The 22,392-nt window shown below is 75.0% G+C and carries 15 protein-coding genes; 11 read left to right on the forward strand and 4 right to left on the reverse strand.

All coding sequences use genetic code 11. The features are described 5' to 3' along the window. On the forward strand, positions 1-750 hold a 750-nt coding region (locus tag ABTZ17_RS24270), incomplete at its 5' end, for a sigma-70 family RNA polymerase sigma factor (protein ID WP_352197805.1). A gap of 128 nt (positions 751-878) precedes the next feature. Here the strand turns inward: ABTZ17_RS24270 and meaB are convergent. The 4 genes from meaB to ABTZ17_RS24290 all read right to left on the reverse strand — a co-directional run bounded on the left by meaB (position 879) and on the right by ABTZ17_RS24290 (position 7,310). Continuing rightward, positions 879-1,874: a methylmalonyl Co-A mutase-associated GTPase MeaB gene (gene meaB, locus ABTZ17_RS24275; RefSeq protein ID WP_352197806.1), complete on the reverse strand. Its 996-nt coding sequence runs from the start codon at positions 1,872-1,874 to the stop codon at positions 879-881. Further along, positions 1,858-4,092: a methylmalonyl-CoA mutase gene (scpA, locus tag ABTZ17_RS24280; protein WP_352197807.1), complete on the reverse strand. Its 2,235-nt coding sequence runs from the start codon at positions 4,090-4,092 to the stop codon at positions 1,858-1,860. The genes meaB and scpA overlap by 17 nt, the downstream gene beginning before the upstream one ends. After that, entirely contained in the window at positions 4,089-5,945 is a 1,857-nt protein-coding gene (locus ABTZ17_RS24285) for a methylmalonyl-CoA mutase family protein (RefSeq protein ID WP_352197808.1), read from the reverse strand. The genes scpA and ABTZ17_RS24285 overlap by 4 nt, the downstream gene beginning before the upstream one ends. A 165-nt stretch (positions 5,946-6,110) precedes the next feature. Continuing rightward, positions 6,111-7,310 carry an ROK family transcriptional regulator gene (locus ABTZ17_RS24290; protein WP_352197809.1) on the reverse strand — a complete coding sequence of 400 codons (1,200 nt, stop codon included), beginning with the start codon at positions 7,308-7,310 and terminating at the stop codon, positions 6,111-6,113. A 964-nt stretch (positions 7,311-8,274) separates the two neighbouring features. On the opposite strand from ABTZ17_RS24290, the gene ABTZ17_RS24295 reads away from it, so the two are divergent. From ABTZ17_RS24295 to ABTZ17_RS24340, 10 genes are all read left to right on the forward strand, one after another. Then, entirely contained in the window at positions 8,275-9,291 is a 1,017-nt protein-coding gene (locus ABTZ17_RS24295) for a TauD/TfdA dioxygenase family protein (RefSeq protein ID WP_352197810.1), read from the forward strand. A 194-nt stretch (positions 9,292-9,485) separates the two neighbouring features. Then, positions 9,486-10,064, forward strand: a complete 579-nt coding sequence (gene ssuE / locus ABTZ17_RS24300) for an NADPH-dependent FMN reductase (RefSeq protein ID WP_352197811.1) — start codon at positions 9,486-9,488, stop codon at positions 10,062-10,064. Positions 10,065-10,187: 123 nt separating this feature from the next. Further along, the gene (locus tag ABTZ17_RS24305) at positions 10,188-11,243 is read left to right on the forward strand and encodes an ABC transporter substrate-binding protein (RefSeq protein ID WP_352197812.1); all 1,056 of its coding nucleotides are present in this window, start codon (positions 10,188-10,190) and stop codon (positions 11,241-11,243) included. 5 nt (positions 11,244-11,248) lie between these two features. Next, positions 11,249-12,067, forward strand: a complete 819-nt coding sequence (locus tag ABTZ17_RS24310) for an ABC transporter ATP-binding protein (protein ID WP_352197813.1) — start codon at positions 11,249-11,251, stop codon at positions 12,065-12,067. Further along, the gene (locus tag ABTZ17_RS24315) at positions 12,064-13,086 is read left to right on the forward strand and encodes an ABC transporter permease (RefSeq protein WP_352197814.1); all 1,023 of its coding nucleotides are present in this window, start codon (positions 12,064-12,066) and stop codon (positions 13,084-13,086) included. The genes ABTZ17_RS24310 and ABTZ17_RS24315 overlap by 4 nt, the downstream gene beginning before the upstream one ends. Positions 13,087-13,201: 115 nt before the next feature. After that, the gene (locus tag ABTZ17_RS24320) at positions 13,202-14,557 is read left to right on the forward strand and encodes an LLM class flavin-dependent oxidoreductase (protein ID WP_352197815.1); all 1,356 of its coding nucleotides are present in this window, start codon (positions 13,202-13,204) and stop codon (positions 14,555-14,557) included. Between the two features lie 217 nt (positions 14,558-14,774). Further along, on the forward strand, positions 14,775-15,839 hold the full coding sequence (locus ABTZ17_RS24325; RefSeq protein ID WP_352197816.1) for an alpha/beta hydrolase: 1,065 nt from the start codon (positions 14,775-14,777) through the stop codon (positions 15,837-15,839). A 591-nt stretch (positions 15,840-16,430) separates the two neighbouring features. Further along, positions 16,431-18,167: a S8 family peptidase gene (locus tag ABTZ17_RS24330; RefSeq protein ID WP_352197825.1), complete on the forward strand. Its 1,737-nt coding sequence runs from the start codon at positions 16,431-16,433 to the stop codon at positions 18,165-18,167. Positions 18,168-18,468: 301 nt separating this feature from the next. Beyond that, positions 18,469-21,210, forward strand: a complete 2,742-nt coding sequence (locus tag ABTZ17_RS24335; protein ID WP_352197817.1) for a helix-turn-helix transcriptional regulator — start codon at positions 18,469-18,471, stop codon at positions 21,208-21,210. Positions 21,211-21,305: 95 nt separating this feature from the next. Then, a complete protein-coding gene (locus ABTZ17_RS24340; protein ID WP_502994818.1) occupies positions 21,306-22,241 on the forward strand; it encodes a cation diffusion facilitator family transporter in 936 nt (311 codons plus the stop codon). The last annotated feature ends 151 nt before the right edge of the window (positions 22,242-22,392 follow it).

Here is a 22,392-nt window from a genome sequence, read left to right on the forward strand (position 1 = left end):
TGTTACCACCCACCACACCCCCCCCCCGGCCTCCACCGCGGCCCCCGCCCACCCCACCCCGCCGGCGCCGCCACCCCCGCCCCCGCGGCCGGCCCCCGCCCCGCCCCGCCGACACCCCCGGCCCCCGCCCTTCCCGAGCCCGCGGCGGGCCCGGCCGAACCGCGCCAGGACCCCGGCCTCGACGAGCGGATCACCCGACTGGCGCTGGCCGCCCGCGGCGGCGAACCCGAGGCCGTGGACCGGTTCGTCCGCTCCCTCCAGCGGGACGTCCGCCGGTACGTGACCTACCTGAGCGCCGACCCGCAGGCCGCCGAGGACCTCACCCAGGAGACCTTCCTGCGGGCCCTGGGCAGCCTGCACCGCTTCGAGGGCCGCTCCTCGGCCCGTACCTGGCTGCTGTCCATCGCCCGCCGCACCGTCATCGACAGCGTGCGCCGGGCCGCCGCCCGACCCCGGCTCTGCGACACCGACGACTGGCAGTCCGCCGCCGAACGGGCCCAGACCCGCGGCCTGCCCGGCTTCGAGGACGGCGTGGCGCTCGCGGAACTCCTCGGTCGGCTCCCCGACGAGCGGCGCGAGGCGTTCGTCCTCACCCAGCTCCTCGGACTGCCGTACACCGAGGCCGCCGCCCTGGGCGGCTGTCCCGTCGGCACCGTCCGCTCCCGGGTGGCCCGCGCCCGGACCGCGCTGATCGCCCTGCTGCGCGACGCCGAGGGCGCCGCCCCCGCCGCGGAGCGCCCCGCGGCCTGACGAGGGACGGGAACACCGGCGACCGGGAACGCCGGAGGGCCGGAGCGGTATCCGTACCGCCCCGGCCCTCCGGCGTTCACGCCGCTCCGGCCCCGTCGCGTCCCCGTCCGCGCGCGTGCCCGCGCGGGTCAGTCGCTCTCCGTGCTCCCGAAGGCCGACAGGATCCGGTCCGCCGCCAGCGTGGCCGTCAACCGGCCCTCCCTGACCCGGCGTTCCAACTCCGGGGCCACCGCGCGCACCGACGGGTCCGAACGCAGTCGGTCCAGCAGCGCCTCCCGGACCATCGACCAGGTCCACTCGATCTGCTGCTCCCGGCGCTTGCGCTCCAGGCCGCCGCTCGCCTCCAGCACCGACCGGTGTTGCTCCAGCCGCTCCCACAGCACGTCCAGGCCCAGGGACTCGCGGGCACTGCACGTCAGGACCGGCGGGGTCCACGAGGCGTCCGCGGGGTGCATCAGCCGCAGCGCGCCCGACAGTTCGCGGGCCGCGGCCCGCGCGTCCCGCTCGTGGGGACCGTCCGCCTTGTTCACGGCGATCACGTCCGCGAGCTCCAACACGCCCTTCTTGATGCCCTGGAGCTGGTCGCCGGTCCGGGCCAGGCTCAGCAGCAGGAAGGAGTCCACCATCGCCGCGACCGTGGTCTCCGACTGGCCGACGCCCACCGTCTCCACGAGCACCACGTCGTACCCGGCGGCCTCCATCACGATCATCGACTCGCGGGTGGCCTTCGCCACCCCGCCCAGGGTGCCCGCCGAGGGCGAGGGCCGCACGAAGGCCGCCGGATCCACCGACAGCCGCTCCATGCGGGTCTTGTCCCCGAGGATGGAACCGCCGGTCCGCGTGGACGACGGGTCCACGGCCAGCACCGCCACCCGGTGCCCCAGCCCCGTCAGAAGGGTGCCGAAGGCGTCGATGAACGTGGACTTCCCCACGCCCGGCACCCCGCTGATGCCGATCCGACGGGCCTTGCCGGTGTGCGGCAGGAGCTCCGTCAGCAGCCGCTGGGCCAGCACCCGGTGGTCGGCGCGGGTGGACTCGACGAGGGTCACCGCGCGCGCGATCAGCGCCCGCTTCCCGTCGAGCACGCCCTTCACGTACGCGTCGAGATCAATCCTCGGAGGCATCGACCGCGCCGCCCTCGTCCAGCGGAGGATGGCCGAGCTCGGCGGCCAGCCGCGACACCAGGTCGTACGCCGCGTCCGGGATCACCGTCCCCGGCGGGAACACCGCGGCCGCGCCCATCTCCAGCAGCACCGGCACGTCCTGCGGGGGGATCACCCCACCCACGACGATCATGATGTCCTCGCGCCCCTCGGCCGCGAGCTGCTCGCGCAGCGCGGGGACGAGCGTGAGGTGTCCGGCGGCCAGCGAGGACACGCCCACCACGTGCACGTCCGCCTCGACGGCCTGCCGGGCCACCTCCTCCGGGGTCTGGAAGAGCGGGCCCACGTCCACGTCGAAACCGAGGTCGGCGAAGGCCGTGGAGATCACCTTCTGGCCGCGGTCGTGGCCGTCCTGGCCCATCTTGGCCACCAGGATGCGCGGCCTGCGGCCCTCCGCCTCCTCGAACCGGTCCACCAGGGCGCGGGTGCGGTCCACGGAGGGGGACTCTCCTGCCTCGTTGCGGTACACACCCGAGATCGTACGGATCTGGCTCGCGTGCCGCCCGTACACCTTCTCCAGCGCGTCCGAGATCTCGCCCACGGTGGCCTTGGCGCGGGCCGCGTCCACGGCCAGGGCGAGCAGGTTGCCCTCCAGCCCGGGGCCGGGGGCCCGACCGGCCGCCTCCGTCAGGGCGCGCAGCGCGTCCTGGGTGACGGACTCGTCCCGCTCCTCGCGCAGCCGTCGCAGCTTGGCGATCTGCTGGGCCCGCACCGAGGAGTTGTCGACCTTGAGGACCTCGATCTGTTCGTCGCTGTCCACCCGGTACTTGTTGACGCCGATCACCGGCTGTCGTCCGGAGTCGATCCGGGCCTGGGTGCGGGCCGCGGCCTCCTCCACCCGGAGCTTGGGGATGCCCGCGTCGATGGCCTGGGCCATGCCGCCCGCCGCCTCGACCTCCCGGATGTGCTGCCAGGCCCGCCGGGCCAGGTCGTAGGTCAGCCGCTCCACGTAGGCGCTGCCGCCCCACGGGTCGATGACCCGGGTGGTCCCCGACTCCTGCTGGATCAGCAGCTGCGTGTTCCGGGCGATCCGCGCGGAGAAGTCCGTGGGCAGCGCCAGTGCCTCGTCGAGGGCGTTGGTGTGCAGGGACTGGGTGTGGCCCTGCGTGGCGGCCATCGCCTCCACGCAGGTGCGGGTCACGTTGTTGAACACGTCCTGCGCGGTCAGCGACCACCCCGAGGTCTGCGAATGGGTGCGCAGGGAAAGGGACTTGGAGTTCTTCGGCTCGAACTCCTTCACCAGCTTCGCCCACAGCAGGCGGGCCGCCCGCAGCTTGGCGACCTCCATGAAGAAGTTCATGCCGATCGCCCAGAAGAAGGACAGGCGCGGCGCGAAGGCGTCCACGTCCAGCCCGGCCTCGCGTCCGGCCCGCAGGTACTCCACCCCGTCCGCGAGGGTGTAGGCCAGCTCCAGGTCGGCCGTGGCCCCCGCCTCCTGGATGTGGTACCCGGAGATCGAGATGGAGTTGTACCGGGGCATCTTCCGCGAGGTGAAGGCGAAGATGTCGGAGATGATCCGCATCGACGGCTTCGGCGGGTAGATGTAGGTGTTGCGGACCATGAACTCCTTGAGGATGTCGTTCTGGATGGTCCCCGCCAGCTTCTCCGGCGGCACCCCCTGCTCCTCGGCCGCCACGATGTACAGCGCCAGCACGGGCAGCACCGCGCCGTTCATCGTCATCGACACCGTCATCCGGTCCAACGGGATCCCGTCGAACAACTGCCGCATGTCGTAGATCGAGTCGATGGCCACCCCCGCCATCCCGACGTCGCCCGTCACCCGCGGGTGGTCGCTGTCGTACCCGCGGTGCGTCGGCAGGTCGAAGGCGACCGACAGGCCCTTCTGCCCGGCCGCCAGGTTCCGGCGGTAGAAGGCGTTGGACTCTTCGGCCGTGGAGAAGCCGGCGTACTGCCGGATCGTCCACGGCTGGTTCACGTACATCGTCGGGTACGGGCCGCGCAGGTACGGGGCCACGCCCGGGTACGTCCCCAGGAAGTCCAGGCCCTCCAGGTCCCGGCCGGTGTACAGCGGCTTCACGCCGATGCCCTCCGGGGTCTCCCACAGCAGGTCCTCGGCGGCGGTGCCGGACTCCTTCACGGCGGCCCGCCACTGCTCCTCGGAACCGGCCGGGGCCGCGGGGGAGTCCAGCTCCACGCCGGAGAAATCGGGGATGCTCATCGCGCCACTCCCATGCGGTCGAGAACGGAGGACAGCACGGCGACGGCGTCACAGCCCGCGAACACGTACGCGTCCACGGCGTCCGCGCAGGTTCCGGGCTTCCCGGCGAGGAACACCGGGTCGGCGCCGGCGGCGCGCAGCGCTTCCGCGACGGCCGCGCCCTGCTCCTCGTACAGCGCGTCCGAGGAGACCAGGCAGGCCGGGCCCGCCCCGCTCGCGGCGTACGCGTCGGCGACGGAGGAGGCGTCCACCGAGACGGGGTCGTGGACCGGCTCGATGCCGCCCGCCTGGAAGAGGTTGCCGGCGAACGAGGCCCGCGCGGTGTGCGCGGCGGCCGGGCCCAGCGCGGCCAGGAACACCTTCGGGCGGCTGCCCGTCAGCGCCAGGTGCGCGTCGGAACGGGCCCGCAGGGCTTCGAAGGCGTCGTCCCGCCGCACCCGCGGCAGCCCGCCGGAGGGTGCTTCGGGTGCGGGCGGGCGGACCACGGGCTTCTCCGCCAGGAAGGGGAACTCGCTGACACCGGTGATCGGTTCGCGGCGCTTGGCCAGCTTCTGCGAGCGGGCCTCCCAGGTGGCGGCGAGACGGTCCGCCACCCACCCTGAGCGGAGCGCGTCGGCCAGGCCGCCCGTCCGCTCGATCTCCTGGAAGAACGCCCACGCGGCGTGGGCGAGTTCGTCGGTGAGCCGTTCCACGTACCAGGAGCCGCCCGCCGGGTCGATGACCCGGGCCAGGTGGGACTCCTCCAGGAGGATCGTGGAGGTGTTGCGGGCGACGCGGCGGGCGAAGGCGTCCGGCAGGCCCAGGTCCTGGTCGAAGGGGAGCACGGTGACGGCGTCGGCGCCGCCGACGCCGGCGGCGAGGGTGGCCACGGTGGTCCGCAGCATGTTCACCCACGGGTCCCGGCGCGTCATCATCACCGGCGAGGTCACCGCGTGCTGGCGCTGGGCGCCCGCGGCGGGCTGCCCGGACGCCTCCGCGACCCGGGCCCACAGCCGGCGGGCCGCGCGGAACTTGGCGATGGTCAGGAACTGGTCGGCGGTGGCCGCGTACCGGAACTCCAGCTGGCCCAGCGCCTCGGCGACGCCGAGTCCGGCCCCGGTCAGCTCCCGCAGGTAGGCGACCCCCGTGGCCAGGGACAGCCCCAGCTCCTCGGCGGCCGAACCGCCCGCCTCGTGGTAGGGCAGCGCGTCCACGGCCAGCGCCCGGACGCCCGGCCAGTGCGCGGCGCACTCCCGGGCCAGGGCCACGGCGTCCGCCGGGTCCAGGGCCTCGCCGGTGCGGGCCTCGTGGCCCAGGGGGTCGGCGCCCAGTACGGCCCGGGCGGCGGCGGGGGAGACCCCGGCCTCGCGGTACAGCCGCAGCAGCTCGGCCGCGGCGGCGGCCGTGTCGGCGCCCGCGTCGAGCACGAGGGGGGCCAGGTCCAGGTAGACCCCCTCCAGGGCCCGGGCCATGCCGGCCACCGGCACCCCGCCCCGACCCACGGGCAGCCACAGCGAGGTGACCCCGTTCTCCAGGTCGGCGAGGGCCGCTTCGGAGAGCCGGACGGGATCGTCGCCGACGAGCCGCTGGCGCACGTCCCAGCCGTTCGTGGCGCCGCCCTCGGCCCGGCCGCCCCGTACGAAGGGGGCGAACCCGGGAAGGCCGGCTTCGGGCGCGGCATCGCGCGCGGTGTACAGGGGCCGGGTGCCGAGCCCGTCCTGGAGCGTCGTGGACAGGGCCTCTTCGGCGGCCTCGCCTGAGACCTCCTTGCCCGCCTTGCGCAGTACGCCCTCCACCAGGCGCTGCCACTGCTCATGCGTCGCATCAGGGAACTCGGCGGCCAGCGAGAGCCCGTCATCAGGCAGGACCGTCATGGCTCAGACTGTAGGGCAGCCGCTCAAAGGTGCAGCAGGTCCATGGGTGTGACCTTGACCTCTCTCTCCGTGTCCGCCGCCGGTGCCCTCCGCGTCCGCCCCGGAGCCGCCCCGGACCCCGCCCGGGGGACCTCCGTCGGCGTCGCGCGCCGTCCGCGCCGGCGCTCAGTGCCGGGCCGGATCCCGGAACAGCGGGCCCAGCAGCACGGTGCCGGCCGCCACCGGCAGCACCGCCGGACCGGCGTGCGGGGAGACGATCCGCTCCGGGTCCGCGCAGACGTGCGACACCTCCAGCGCCGCCGTACGGATCTCCTCCAGGTACTCCGGACGGAGGAGGCTGCTCCGCTCGGTGACGACCACCAGGGCCGGATTGAGGGCGTCCAGCAGCAGGGCCGCGGCCCGGCCCACCGCCGCGGCCCGCTCCCGCAGCAGCCGGTCCGCCCGGGGGTCCCCGGCGGCGGCCGCGTCCACCACGAGCGCCGGGTCCGCCACGGGCACGATTCCGGCGCGCGCCGCCGCCTCGGACAGTGCCGTGTCGGAGGCGGTGGCCGACAGGCAGCCGGTCCGACCGCACGGGCACGGGGCCGTCGACCCGGGCACCGGCAGGTGCGCGACCGCGCCGGCCCCGGAGCCCGGCCCCCGGTGGATCACCCCGCCGAGGCCGAAGGCCGCGTCCACCACCGAACCGACGAACAGGTGCAGCACGCTGTGCCGGGCCTCCGGACGCCCGAAGAGCACCTCGGAGCGGGCCACCGCCCGCGCGTGGTTGTCCACCCTCACCGGCAGCCCCACGGCCGCCCCGAACTCCTCGGCCAGGGCCCGGTGCCGCCAACCCAGCGCCTCGTGGCGGACCACCGTCCCCCGCTCCGGGTCCACCCAACCGCCCAGGGCGGTCCCCACGCCCAGCAGCGGCCGGTCCCCGGCGGTGTCGCGGAGGAAGGCGGACAGCTCCGCCGCGACCCGCGCCGCCAGTCCGTCGGGACCCAACCCCGCACTGTCATAGGGGATCTCACGGTGCGCCAGGACCCGCCCCCGCAGGTCGACCAGGGCCAGGGTGGAGGCCGGTACCCCGATGTGGACCCCCGCCGCCACCGCCCCGCCGACCGCCCCCGTGTGCAGGTCGAGCGGTATCTGCGGCCGACCCACCCCACCGGCGACGGCCAGTTCGGGCAGCTCCCGCACCAGACCCTGCCGGAGCAGGCCGGTGGCCTGCCGGGACACGGCGGCCGGACTGAGCCCGCACAGCCGGGCGATGTCGCTGCGGGCCACCGGGCCGTGGTCGAGCACGGTCCTCAGCACCGTCGCGGCGTTCGTCGCGCGACGGCTGTCCCCGGGGCTGTGGTGCCCGGGACGGTCAGAGATCACAAGACGCCTTTCATGGGGTGGGCGTGGCGCCGGTGTTGCGGGGTGGTGAAATCCCGGCCACGGCCGAAACTGTTTCCCCGGGGCCGTCACGGGCCCGCCGGACGCCCGGCGCGGAATCGCCGGATCCATCGGATGCGCAGGTCAGAGTGGGTGCGGCACGGATCCTCCGAGGGTCGGGCGGAGGCCCGTGCGGGCTCCGATGAAACCAGACCGCGACCCGTTCCGCCCCCGTCCGGGCCGTCCGATCGCCCTTGACCCGACGCGGCGCCGCTGACACGCTCCGAGCCATGTCCGCGACGCCTTCCTCCGCCCCGCGGCTCCTCACTCCCGGCCGGTCCTGTCCGACCGCCGAGTGTCCGGGCCGCCAGGCCCGCCGCTGCGCCTGAGCAGCGCTCAACCGCGCCCCACGGCTCCGCCCCCCTGACCGCCGCCCGGCGGACGGGCTCCGTCCCTCCGCGGCCGGACCCGTCCCCGTACGGACCGGACGCCGGGGACCGGAGGGGCCGCCGCGCGGGTCCTGAGCCGCTGCGTGGCTGATTACTTCCGCTGCGAAACGAATTCCGTCCGACGCGTCCCGTCCGCGGCCCCGCCGGAGCGGGCCGGGCGGTACCGGCACCCCGCCGGACCGCACCGCACACCCCGTCCGGCACGGCCGCTCCCCCTTCCCGATCGCCTCCGCCTCCGCACCCCCCGCATGGCGTCCCTACCGGCGCCGCGCCCGGATCCCCACCCGTACCGGCAGCCGCGTCCGCATCCGCGTCCGTCCGCTCGGCTCCCCCCGCACGGCCGTCCTCCGCGCCGCCGTACGGGCCGGGCACCGACGCGACGGCCCCCGGGGCCCGCCGCGGCTCCGCACCGACCCCACCACCCGACGCACCAGCCGTTCCGCGGGCACCCTCGTCCGCCTCCGCACGCCCGTACCGCCGTACCCGTCCGCACCACCGCGCCCGAAAGAGGTCCCGACATGACCACCGCCCTCACCACCGAGCCCGCCGACACCGCCGAGACGGCCGAGACCACCGACCCCGCCGCCGAGCGGCCCGCCGGCGCGGCCGGCGCCCCCGTCGTCACGCGGATCGGCGGTCGGATCGGCGCCCTCATCGAGAACGTGAACCTCGGTCCCGACCTCGACGAGGACACCGTCACCGCGATCCGCGGCGCCCTGCTCCGTCACAAGGTGGTCTTCTTCCGCGGCCAGCACCACCTGGACGAGGACGCCCACGAGGGCTTCGCCCGCCTGCTCGGCACCCCCGTGGCCCACCCCACCGTCCCCTCCGCGGACGGCCGTTACTCCCTCGGCATCGACTCGGCCCACGGCGCCCGGGCCAACCAGTGGCACACCGACGTCACCTTCGTGCCCGCCTACCCGGCCTTCTCCATCCTGCGGGCCGTCACCCTGCCCCCGTACGGCGGCGACACCCTCTGGGCCAACACCGCCGCCGCCTACCGGGACCTGCCGGCCCCGCTCCAGGAGCTGGCCGCGAACCTCCGGGCGGTGCACTCCAACGCCTACGACTACGCCGCCCTGCGGCCCGACGCGGTGCCGGAGCTCCTCGCCCAGTACCGCGAGGTCTTCACCTCGACCGAGTTCCTCACCGAGCACCCGGTGGTGCGGGTCCACCCGGAGACCGACGAACCCGCCCTGCTGCTCGGCAACTTCGTCCAGCGGATCGCCGGACTCACCGGACGGGACTCCCGCGCCCTGGTGGACCTCTTCCAGTCGCACGTCGAGCGCCCCGAGAACACCGTCCGCTGGCAGTGGCAGGCCGGTGACGTGGCCATCTGGGACAACCGCGCCACCCAGCACTACGGCGTCGACGACTCCGACGACCACGAGCGGGTGCTCCGCCGGGTCACCGTGGACGGGGACGTCCCCGTCGGCCCCGACGGGCGCCCCTCCGTCCTGATCCAGCCGCAGGAGGTCCCCGCGCCCTCCTTCGGCATCCCCTCCGGAGCCTCCGGCACCGACCAGGAGGGCTGACCCGGCTCCGGTTCCGGCGCCGCCCCGCGATCCGGGGCGGCGCCGGAACCGGCCGGCCGCCCACCGGACCTTCCGCCCTCCGGCGGCCCCGCTCCCGCTCCGCGACCCGCGTCCGCCCGTCCCCACGGGCCCCGCGTCCCGCCCCGCATCCCCTTCGTCCCGCCCCGCACCTCCGCCCCGCCCGAAGGAGTCCCGTGCCCCGCCTCCTCGCCCTCACCGGCAGCCCCTCCGCCGTCTCCCGCACCGCCCTCGTGGCCGACCTCATCCTGGACCGGTTCGCCGACGCCGGGTACGAGACCCGCCACCTCGCCGTCCGCGACCTGCCAGCCGCCGACCTGCTCGCCGCCCGCACCGGGCAGCCCGAGATACGCGAGGCCCTCGCGGCCGTCGCGGCCGCCGACGGGATCATCGTGGCCACCCCCGTCTACAAGGCCGCCTACACCGGCCTGTTGAAATCCTTCCTGGACCTGCTCCCGCAGACCGGGCTCGCCGGCAAGACCGTGCTCCCCCTGGCCACCGGCGGCAGCCTCGCCCACGTCCTCGCCCTGGACTACGCGCTGCGCCCGGTCCTCACCGCGCTCGGTGCCCGGCACGTCACCTCGGGGCGCTTCCTGCTCGACTCCACCGTCAGCCGCGGCCCCTCCGGAGCCCTCCTCGAACCGGCCGCCGCCGTCCAACTCGACCAGGCCGTGACCGAGTTCGCCGCGACCCTGCCCCCGGTGGGCCGCCCGGCCGGCAGCGCGGCCGCGCGGGTCCTCAGCTCCGCCCCCTGACCCGCACCGCACCCGGTCCCGCCGCCCGCCGCTCCCGCCACCCGCCTCCCCGCGCCGGAACCTCCCCGGCCCCGGCCGCCCCGGCCGCCCCACCCCAGCCCGCCCCACCCGAAGGAACCGACCATGAGCCCCACCGCCCCCGCCGCGAGACGCCTCTCCTCCCCGGCCTCCCGCCGCGCCTTCCTCACCCTCGTCGGCCTCTCGGCGGCCGCGGTGGGCTGCGGCCGGGCCACCGCCACCGGCGGCTCCGGACAGCAGACCAAGAAGCTCCGCTACCAGGGCACGGTCGGCCAGGTCACCCTGGCCGAACTCGCCGAGGACCTGGGCTACTTCGGGGACGTGAAGCTGGAGTGGGTCGGCAACACCATCAGCGGCCCCCAGGACATCCAGTCCGCCGCCACAGGTCAGACCGACTTCGGCGGCGCCTTCAACGGGGCCGTGGTCAAGCTCATCGCGAGCAAGGCCCCCGTCAAGGCCGTCATCAGCTACTACGGCGTCGACAAGGACAGCTACAGCGGCTACTACGTCCGCGCCGACAGCCCGATCCGCTCCGCCGCCGACCTCGGCAGCGCCAAGGTCGGCATGAACACCCTCGGCGCGCACTCCGAGGCCATGCTCGACATCTACCTCAAGCGCAGCGGACTGAGCCCCGCCCGGGCCGACAAGGTGCAGCCCCTGGTGGTGCCGCCCGTCAACACCGAACAGTCCCTGCGGCAGCGGCAGATCGAGGTCGGCGTCCTCGGTGGCATCCTCCGCGAGAAGGCCCTCGCCACGGGCGGCATCCGTCCCCTCTTCAGCGACTACGAGCTGATCGGCGCGTTCAGCGCCGGCACCTACGTGATGACCGAACGCTTCCTCAAGCAGAACCCCGACACCGCGCGGACCTTCGTCACCGGCGTCGCCAAGGCCATCGAGTGGGCCCGCACCACCCCGCGCGAGCAGGTCATCGCCCGCATGACGGAGATCATCGGCCGGCGGGGCCGGAACGAGGACGCCTCCGTCCTCAAGTACTGGCGCTCCTACGGCGTCGCCGAGACCGGCGGCCGGATCGACGACCGCGAGTTCTCCCTGTGGACGGAATGGCTGGAGGAGCGCGGCGACCTCCCCAAGGGGCGCGTGGACGTCCGCTCCGTCTACACCAACGAGTTCAACGACTACGGCAAGAAGCAGGGGAGCTGACCGCCGTGCCCGAGATCGTCTTCGAACAGGTCCGCAAGACCTTCCCCGTGAAGGGTGCCGGACGCGCCCGCGCGGGCGAGTTCACCGCCCTCGACGGCATCGACCTGACCATCGCCCCCGGCGAGTTCCTCGTCGTCGTCGGCCCCAGCGGCTGCGGCAAGTCCACCCTCCTGGACCTCCTCGGCGGACTCGCCACCGCCACCTCCGGCCGGATCCTCCTCGACGGGAAGCCCGTCACCGGCCCCGGCCTGGACCGCGGGATCGTCTTCCAGCAGTACGCCCTGCTGCCCTGGCGCACCGCCCTGGGCAACGTCGAGTTCGGACTGGAGGCCATCGGCACCCCGCGCCGGAAGCGCGCCGCCCTGGCCCGCGAGTTCCTGGACCTGGTGGGCCTCACCGGCTTCGAGGACCGCCACCCCCACGAGCTGTCCGGCGGCATGCGGCAGCGGGTGGCCATCGCCCGCTCCCTCGCCTACGACCCGGACGTCCTGCTCATGGACGAACCCTTCGCCGCCCTCGACGCGCAGACCCGCGAATCCCTCCAGGACGAGCTGCTCCGCATCTGGGAACGCACCGGAAAGACCGTCGTGTTCATCACCCACGGCATCGAGGAGGCCGTCTACCTGGGGCAGCGGGTGGCCGTGATGACCTCCAGGCCCGGCCGCATCAAGGAGGTCGTCCCCGTCTCCTTCGGGGACCGCCGCGACACCGGGGACCTGCGTTCCAGCCCCGAGTTCGCCCGCCACCGTCGGGAGATCTGGCACCTCCTGCACGACGAGGTGGCCCGCGCCCAGCAGTTGGAGAAGGAGGAGGCAGCAGCATGAGCACCCGCGAACCCGCCACCGGCACCCTGACCGCCGACACCCGCCCCGCCCCGACCCCCGCCGACCGGGCGGCCGACCCGGTCCGCGCCGAGGACCCCGTCGCGATCCCACCGGACGGCCCGCCCGAGCCGGCGGCCCCGACCGCCGCCGCGTACCCCGAGCGGAGCCCTGCCCCCACCCCGACCCCACCCGCCGGGACGGAACCGGTGGTCCCGGACACCGGGACCACCGCACCCGGCCCGCTGCGCCGGGCCGCCCGCGCCCTCGGCACCGCACTGGTCCGCAGCCTCGCCGTCGCCGCCCTGCTGCTGCTCTGGGAGACCGCGCCCCGGCTCGGCCTCGTGGACGCGACCTTCCTCCCGCCGTTCAGCGAGGTCGCCCGCGCCTGGTGGGAACTGCTCCTCGACGGACAGCTCGGCGAGCACACGGGCGCCAGCCTGCTCCGCTCCTTCGGAGGCTTCGGGATCGCCGTGGCCCTGGCCATCCCGCTCGGCTTCCTCATCGGCTGGTACCGGCCCGTGGCCGACCTCCTCGGCCCGCTGCTGGAGGTCTTCCGCAACACCGCCGCCCTCGCCCTGCTGCCCGTCTTCACCCTGCTCCTGGGCATCGGGGAGACCTCCAAGACGGCGATCATCGTCTACGCCTGCCTCTGGCCGGTCCTCCTGAACACCATCAGCGCGGTCCGCAACACCGACCCCACCCTGCTGAAGCTCGCCCGCTCCATGAACCTCTCCACGCCCCGGCTCTTCCTGAAGGTGGTCCTGCCGGCCTCCGTGCCCGCCGTGTTCACCGGCATCCGGCTGGCGGGCGCCGTGTCCATCCTGGTCCTGGTGGCCGCCGAGATGATCGGGGCCAAGGCCGGCCTGGGCTACCTGATCAACGCCTCGCAGTTCAACTTCGCCATCCCGCAGATGTACGCCGGGATCATCACCATCTCCGCCATCGGCGTGGCCTTCAACCAGCTGCTGGTCACCGTCGAACGCAGGCTCAGCGGCTGGCGCGTCCCCGCCTCCGCCTGACCGCACCGCCGCCCGCACCCGCCCCCCGGCGGACCGCACCCGCCCGCGGACCCGGATCCGCCCCGGGCCCGCCCGCGGACACCGCCCGCCCCGCCCTTCCCCGGAGGACACCGTCATGACCACCCGCCCGTCCGGCTCCGCCACCCCGCCGCGCGAACTCCACCTCAACGCCTTCCTCATGAACGCCGGCCACCACGACGCGGCCTGGCGCCACCCCGCGAGCAGCCCCGACCGCGTCACCGACCTCCGCTACTTCCAGGAGCTGGCCCGCACCGCCGAACGCGGCCTGCTCGACTCGGTGTTCCTCGCCGACGGCCTGGCCCTCTGGGGGCCCGTCCGGCACAACGCCCTCGGCGGCTTCGAACCCCTCACCCTGCTCTCCGCCCTCGCCGCGGTCACCGAGCGCATCGGACTGATCGCCACCGTCTCCACCACCTTCAACGAGCCCTTCCACACCGCCCGCAAGTTCGCCTCCCTCGACCACATCAGCAACGGCCGCGCCGGATGGAACATCGTCACCTCCGGCACCGTCGCCGAGGCGCAGAACTTCGGACGCGAGGAGCACCTGGAACACGCCGTCCGCTACGAGCGGGCCCACGAGTTCCTGGAGGTGGCCCTCAAGCTCTGGGACAGCTGGGAGGACGACGCGATCGTCCTCGACCGCGACCGCGGCGTGTACGCGGACACCGACCGCATCCACCCCGCCGCACACCGCGGCACCCACTTCGGGGTGGCCGGGGCCCTCAACGTGCCGCGGTCCCCGCAGGGCCGCCCGCTGCTGGTCCAGGCGGGCTCCTCGGCGGACGGCAAGGAGTTCGCCGCCCGGCACGCCGAGGCCGTGTTCACCGCCCAGCAGACCCTGGACGACGCCCAGACCTTCTACAAGGACCTCAAGGCCAGGGCCGTGCGGCACGGCCGCGCCGAGGAGGACGTGCTCGTCCTGCCCGGGATCTGCCCCGTCATCGGCTCCACCGAGGCCGAGGCCCGTGCCCTGGAGGCCGAACTCACCGAGCTCCAGGTCCCCGAGTACGGCCTCGCCCAGCTCTCCGGAATGCTAGGCACCGACCTCACCGGTCTGCCCCTGGACGGCCCGCTGCCCGAACTCCCTCAGGAGTCCGACATCAACGGCAACAAGAGCCGTTTCACCCTCGTGGCCGAGCTGGCCCGCCGCGACGGACTGACCCTCCGCCAGATCATCGCCCGGCTCGGCGGCGGTCGCGGCCACCAGGTCCTCGCGGGCACCCCCGAGCAGATCGCCGACCGGATCCAGGAGTGGTTCACCCGGGGCGCCGCCGACGGCTTCAACATCATGCCGCCGGTGCTGCCCACCGGACTCACCCACTTCGTGGACCAGGTGGTGCCCGAGCTCCAGCGCCGCCGACTGTTCCGCACCGAGTACACCGGCACCACCCTGCGCGAGCACTACGGCCTGGCCCGACCCGCCAACCGGTACGCCGCACCCGCGTCCTGAGCGGCGCGCGCGACCTCACGGACCGGGGCGGGACCGGCGGGCAGAGGGGCCCGCCGGTCCCGCCCCTCCGCGCGCGCGGAGGGGCGGACAGGCGCCCGGACGGGCTCTTCCGGAGGGTCCTCGGCCGTGCCGTCGCGCGCCGGGGCGCGGCCGGTGCGAGGGTTCCGGGAGGAGGTGGGCCGATGGGCGGTCGCCGTGCGGGAGGGCGGGACGGACGATGGAGCTGACCGGTACCGCGTTCTTCGCGCTCCTCATCGCCCTGACCGTGCTCGCTGTCCTGGGGACGCTGTTGCTGTGGGGGAGGGCTCCCGGGCCCGGCTGGGTGCGGTGGCCGCTGCGGCTGCTGATGATCCTGCTGTGCCAGTTCACGGCCATCGCGACCGTCGCGGTCTGGATGAACAACAGTTACGGGCTGTACGCGTCCTGGGACGATCTGCTGGGCACCGAGGGGGATGCCGCGGGTGCGATGACGGGGCCGCCCGTGGGGCGGGCGCGTTTCACCGACAGCGGCGACGGGGTGAAGACCACCTCCTTCCGCGGCACGCACTCCAAGCTCGCCGGCCAGGTGTTGGTGTGGACCCCGCCCGAGTACGACGCTCCGGGCGCCGATCGGACCCGTTTCCCGGTCCTGTACCTCCTGCACGGGGTCCCCGGTGCCCCGCAGGGGTGGCTGGACGCCGGCGGCATGCCCCAGGCGTGGGCCGACTACGTCAAGGACGGCATCGTCCACCCGGCGATCCTGGTCATGCCGGTCATCGACCCCGGCGGCATCGACACCGACTGCTCCGACACCCCGCGGCGCAAGGTCGCCACCTGGCTGGCCCGCGACGTCCCCGACCTGGTGGCCCACCACTTCCGCACCCTGCCCGGCCCCCGCGGCCAGGCCCTGCTGGGCTTCTCGACCGGGGGCTTCTGCGCGGCCAAGCTCCCGCTCCAGTACCCGAAGGTCTTCGGCTCCGGTGCCGCCCTCGACCCCGACCCCCTCACCGGCGACCCCGACGTCCTCACCGACCCCGCCCTCCGGGAACGCAACAGCCCCCTGTGGCTCGTCCGCAACGCCCGCCCCGCCCCCGAGGTCGCCCTGTTCCTGGCCACCTCCCGACAGGACCGCCTCAGCCCACCCGCCTACCTGGACGAGTTCGCCCGGGCCGCCGAAGGCACCAAGGTCACCGTCAAGACCCTCGTCCTGCCCACCGGCGGACACAACTTCGACACCTGGCAACGCATGTACCCCGTCGTCCTGCCCTGGCTCAGCGCGCAGACCGACGCACCGAAACCCTGAGGCCTCGCCCCGGGCTCCCCGCCCGGGCCTCCTGACCCCGTCCCCGCCCTCGCCCCGTGTCCGGGCGAGGGTTTCGCACGTCGCCCCGGGGCACCGGCGGAGTCTCCACGGGATCGGTGTTTCCGCTGGTCACAGCCGTACTCCCGGCCCGGCCCGGGCGGCCGGCGCGGGGGCGGGGGAGGGGTGCGGGAAGGGGCCGGACAAGGGTTTTCCCCGTATCGGGTTCATCTCCCGGCTGCCTACTGTCTGCCCACCGGCGATCACAGCCGGCCAACGGCCCTCCCCGCCACCCCACATGGCGGGCAGGCGCCACCGGCCCGGCGGCGCCCCGCCGGTACGACGTCGTCCGCCGCCCGCGCTCCGCGCCCGGGCCCCGGACGACACGGCGCGCAGCGGTGACCGGGGTCAGTTGAGGAGCCGTCCCCGGTCCCGCGGCCGCCACACACCTCCCACACCGCACCGACGGCCGCCCCGGCCCGCCCGGGGAACCCGGCCGTGAAAGGGATCAACGTGCACGCTTCACGACGTAGGCTGATATCCGTGCTGGCGGTCTCCGCCACGCTGGTCGGCGGTACCGCGGCCACCACCTCGATGGCCCTGGCGAAGCCCCTGGTGCAGGCGGCCCCGGCCGCCGCCACGGCGGTCACCCCGCTGCCCGTCGCCCCGGTCGAGAACCTGATCGTCGGCTACAAGTCCGGTGCCACCGAGGCCCGTTCCAACACCGCCGCCGCGGACGACGCGGAGGCCAAGGGCGCCAAGGCCGGCGAGGACGTGGCCTTCGAGCGCCGCCTCGGCACCGGTGCCGCCCTCGTCGACCTCGGCGGCGCGCAGACCACCGCCGACGTCAACGCCGTGATCAGCGCCTTCCGCGCCGACCCCGACGTGGCCTACGTCGAGCCCGACTCCCGCGCCTACGCGATGGCCACCCCGAACGACACCGACTACGCCAAGCAGTGGGACCTCTTCGAGCCCACCGCCGGCATGAACGTGCCCGCCGCCTGGGACAAGACCACCGGCTCCGGCGTCACCGTCGCCGTGATCGACACCGGCTACGTCGCCCACTCGGACCTGGCCGCGAACATGGTCGCCGGCTACGACTTCATCTCCAACTCCACCGCCGCCCGGGACGGCAACGGCCGTGACAACAACCCGGCCGACGCGGGCGACTGGAGCGCCGCGGGCGAGTGCGGCACCGGCTCCAAGGCCAGTGACTCCTCCTGGCACGGCACCCACGTCGCCGGCACCATCGGTGCCGCCACCAACAACGGCAAGGGCGTCGCGGGCATCGCCTACAACGCCAAGATCCAGCCGGTGCGCGTGCTGGGCAAGTGCGGCGGCGCGACCTCCGACATCGTGGACGCGATCACCTGGGCCTCCGGCGGCTCCGTCCCCGGCGTCCCGGCGAACGCCACCCCCGCCAAGGTCATCAACATGAGCCTCGGCGGCTCGGGCACCTGCGGCACCAGCTACCAGAACGCCATCAACGCGGCCGTCTCCCGCGGCACCACCGTGGTCGTCGCGGCGGGCAACAGCAACGCCGACGCCAGCGGCTTCTCCCCGGCCAGCTGCAACAACGTGATCAACGTCGCGTCCAGCAACCGCACCGGTGACCGCTCCTTCTACTCCAACTACGGCTCGATCATCGACATCGCCGCCCCCGGTGGCGAGACCCGTCGCGCCACGGACACCCCGGGCACCATCACCACCCCCGAGAACGGCATCCTCTCGACGCTGAACGCGGGCGCCACCACCCCGGGCACCGAGAACTACGAGCCCTACCAGGGCACCAGCATGGCCGCCCCGCACATCGCCGGCCTCGCCGCCCTCCTCGTGGCCGCCAAGCCCTCGCTGACCCCGGCGCAGATCGAGTCCGCGATCAAGACCAACGCCCGCCCGCTGGCCGGCACCTGCACCGGCGGCTGCGGCGCCGGCCTGGCCGACACCACCAAGACCGTGAACGCGGTGACCGCCACCACGCCCACCACCCCGTCCTTCCAGAACGCCACCGACGTGGCGATCCCGGACAACGGCGGCGCCGTCTCCTCCTCCCTCACGGTCTCCGGCCTCACCGGCAACGCCCCCGCCGCCCTCAAGGTCGGCGTGGACATCAAGCACACCTACCGCGGTGACCTCGTCATCGACCTGGTGGCCCCCAACGGCACCGTCAAGCGCCTCAAGAGCAGCGGCAGCGACAGCGCCGACAACGTGATCACCACCTACACCGTCGACGGCTCCGCCCTCCCCGCCAACGGGACCTGGCAGCTGCGGGTCCAGGACGTCGCCTCCGCCGACACCGGCTACATCGACTCCTGGAGCCTTACCTTCTGAGCCCGGACAGACCGGGACCCGGACCGTGACGGAACGGGTCCCCCGGTCCGGGGGAGCCGGCACCGACCGGCCACGTGACCGAACCCCGGCCGAAACCCCGTCGCACCGCCTGACCTGCGGTTAGTACGGACCAACTCGGCCAAGAGGCCCGCCGATACCCGAGGTATCGGCGGGCCCCGCGCCGTTTTCCGGCGCCCCGCTGATTTCTGCGTCACAATCCGGACCCGCCCGGCGGCGGACCTCGTATCCTCAGCGCTCACAGGAGAGGCACAGGGCGACGGGGAGAGGCTGGTGGCTGTGCGTGGCGGCGACGGGCAACGCTGACACGGGCGTAGGACGGGACGAGCTGATCGAGGCCGTCGGCCGGACGCTCGCGGCCCACGGCCGGGCGATCCTCACCGGACCCGCCGGAGTGGGCAAGACCACCGTGGCCCGCGCCCTCGCCGACGCGGCGGAGGCCCGCGGCGAGACCGTGCTGCGCCTGGCCCCCGAGGCCGCCGACCGCTGGATACCCGAGGCCTCCGCGGCCGCCCTCCTCGCCTCCGTGCCCCCCGCCGCCCTGGACCGGCTCGCCGGCCCCCAGCGCACCGCCGTGGCCCTGCTGCGCCGCGAGACCGACGCCCCCCGCGCCGGCCGCGACCACGTGGCCCTGCGGCTGGCCGTCGTCGCCGTGCTCCGCACCCTCGCCGCCGACCGGCCGGTCCTCATCCTCGTCGACAACGCCCAGTGGCTCGACGCCGAGACCGCCGACCTGCTCCGCTTCGTCCTGCGCCTGACCCCGCCCGGGGTCCGCGTCCTCGCCGCCGAGTGCGTCCGCGGCGGCGCCCCGGTCGCGGAATCCCTGTGCGGTCCCGGCACCCCCGCCCTGCGGGTGCCGCCGCTCGGCGCCGACGAGGTGGCCGAGCTGCTGGTCCGCCACCAGCTCCCGGCCCGCCTGGCCGGCCGGATCCACCAGGCCAGCGGCGGCAACCCGCGCCTGGCGCTCGCCCTGGGCCGCTCCCTCGCCGAGGCCCGCGACGGGGCCCACCACGCCGACACCCTCCCGGTCTGCGGAGAGGCCCGCGAGGTGGCCCGCCGGCTCCTCTCCGAGGTGCCCGCCGACACCCACCGCACCCTCCTGCTCGCCGCGCTCGCCGCCCGCCCCGGCACGGCCCTGCTCCGCCGCGCCGGCCGCATGGACGCCGAAGCGGAACTGGCCGGCGCCGAACGCGCCGCGCTGATCACCGTCGGCGAGGACGGCACCGTACGGTTCACCGCCGGGGCCCTGCCCACCGCCCTCGCCGCCGACGCGGGCTGGCCCGAGCGGGCCGCCGGACACGCGGCGCTCGCCGCCGCCGTCGACGATCCGGTGGAGGCCGTCCGCCACCGCGCCCTCGCCGTGGACACCCCCGACGAAGCCCTCGCCGCTGAGATCGCCCGCGCCGCCGAGTCCTGCCGCCGCCGCGGCAATCGCGCCCTCGCCGCCGAACTGGGCCTCCTCGCCGCCGAACGCACCCCCCTGGACCGGCCCGTCGACGAACTGGCCCGCCTCGTCGGCGCCGCCGTGGACGCCGGCTGCGCCGGGCGCGCCGACCTCGCCCGCCGCGCCTGCCGGGCCGTCCTCGCCCGCGACGCCGCCCCCGCCGACCGGGTCCGGGCCCGCCTCGCCGTCATCGACGCCGCCGGACAGGCCCTCGCCGATCTCGACGAGACCTTCGCCCACGCCATGAACGACGCCGTCGGCGACCCCGCCCTCATGGCCGCCGTCCAACTGCGCGTCTCCTGGAAGCTCAACCTCAGCGACGGCGACCCGGTGCGCTCCTGCGCCGTCGCCGCCGAAGCGGGCCGCCTGGCCGCCGTCGGCGGCGACCCCGGCGCCGAGGCCATGGCCCTCACCGTCCGCGCCCGCATGGGCCGCATCCTCGGCGACCCCGGGGCCGAGGCCATCCTCGCCGAGGCCCTCGCCCTGCCCGCGCCCGAGGTCCCCCTCGTGATGCGCAACGCGCCCCAGTACCTCGCCGTCCGCCACGCCCTCTTCGACGACCGCCTCGCCGACGCCCGCGGCCGGCTCCTCACCCTGCTGCCCGCCGTGGAACGCTCCGGAGCCGCCGAGGACGTGTTCGAGGTCCTGCGCAGCCTCACCGAGGCCGAACTGCGCCGCGGCCGCTGCGCCGCCGGCGCGGGCCACGCCCGCCGCGCCCTGGAGCTCACCATCGACGCGGGCCTCTCACCCGGCCCCGCCTGGTACGTGGCCGCCCTCGCCGAAGCCCACGGCGGCAGCTTCCTCCGCGCCGCCGCCTACGCCCGCCGCGGGGTCCGCGCCTCCGAGGAGGAACGCGACCAGGTCTTCCTCTCCCGCAGCCTGTACGCCCTCGGCCTGGTCGAACTCGCCCGCGGCGAGACCGCCCCGGCCGTGGCCACCCTCCGGCGGGTCGCCGCCCTCGAAGCCGCCCAGCAGGTGGTCGACCCCTCCATCCTGCGCTGGCACGGCGAACTCGCCGAGGCCCTCGTCGCCGCCGACGAACTCGACGAGGCCGCGGAGTTCCTGGACTCCGTCCACACCGTCGCCGCCGACCTGCGCCGCACCACCGTCCTCGCCGCCCTCGACCGGGCACGCGGCCTGCTGCTGTCCGCCCGCGGCGAAGCCGACGAGGCCGTGGACCTCCTCCAGGACACCGCCGACCGCTTCGCCGCCCTCGACCTGCCCGTCGAACGCGGCCGCACCCTCCTCGCCCTGGCCCGCGTGGAGCGCCGCCGACGCCGCCGGGCCCCCGCCCGGGCCGCCCTCCGCGGCGCCGCCGACGTCTTCACCGCCGCCGGCGCCCTGCCCTGGACGGAGCTGGCCCAGGAGACCCCGGCCGGCGCGGGCCGGCCCGGCGCCGCGGCCGTCCTCACCGAGGCCGAGACCCGGCTCGCCCTGCTCGTCAGCCAGGGCGCCAGCAACCAGGAAGCCGCCGACAAGCTCTTCCTCAGCGTCAAGACCGTCGAGGCCCGCCTCACCCGGATCTACCAGAAGCTCGACGTCCGCTCCCGCGCCCAGCTCGCCGGCGCCCTGCGCCGCTGATCCCGACCGGCCCGTCCCCCGTACGGCCCCCGCCGGCCGACACGGGGCCGGGCCGCGCCCCCGACGGAGGGCGGAAGCCCGCCGCCCGTGATCCGATGGCGATCATGGGTCACGACCACGGCACGCCCTCCGCAGCCCAGGGCACCCTCACCGGCGGCTACCGCAACCGGCTGATCTGGACCATCGCGATCAGCGGGGGCATCACCCTGATCCAGGTCATCGGCTCCCTGATCTCCGGCAGCCTCGCCCTGCTCGCCGACGCCGCCCACAGCCTCACCGACGCCGTCGGCGTCGGACTCGCCCTGGGCGCCGTCACCCTCGCCCAACGCGCCCCCACCCCGCGCCGCACCTTCGGCTTCTACCGGGTGGAGATCTTCTCCGCCGTCCTCAACGCCCTCCTCCTGATCGGCGTCTTCGGCTGGGTGGTGTGGTCCGCGATCCGCCGCTTCGGCGAACCCGTCGAGGTCAAGGGCGGGCTCATGTTCGCCGTCGCCGCCCTCGGCCTCGCCGCCAACCTCGTCGGACTGCGGCTGCTGCGCGGCGCCAAGGACGCCAGCCTCAACCTGCGCGGCGCCTACCTCGAAGTCCTCGGCGACGCCCTCGGCTCCGTGGCCGTCCTCGTCGGCGGACTCGTCATCCTGCTCACCGGGTGGCAGGCCGCCGACCCCGTCGCCTCCCTCGTCATCGGCCTGCTCATCGTGCCCCGCGCCTGGGGACTGCTCCGCGACGCCGCCCACGTCCTGCTCGAAGCCGTCCCCCAGGACATGGACATCGCCGAGGTCCGCCGCCACCTCCTCGCCGAACCGGGCGTCCTCGCCGTCCACGACCTGCACGCCTGGACCGTCACCTCCGGCATGCCCGTGCTCACCGCCCACGTGGTCGTCGACCCCGACACCCTCCGCGCCGAGGACCCCGGACACCTCCTGTCCCGCCTCCAGGCCTGCCTCGGCGACCACTTCGACGTGGCGCACTCCACACTCCAACTGGAGCCCGAGGGCCACCCCGAAGCGGACCACGCCCTCCACGACTGAGTCCGCGCCGGCCGGCCGGCACCCCCGCGAGCCGGTTCCTCCAGTTCGCGCCGGGTCCACCGGCCGTTTCCCGACCCACCGGGCCCCCTCCCGGGCCCCGCCGGGCACCGTGCCGGCCCGGCCGCGGGTCCGGCGCCTGGCGTAGCCCACG

Source organism: Streptomyces sp. NPDC097619 (assembly GCF_040302735.1).
In the GTDB taxonomy this organism is placed as follows: Bacteria; Actinomycetota; Actinomycetes; order Streptomycetales; family Streptomycetaceae; genus Streptomyces.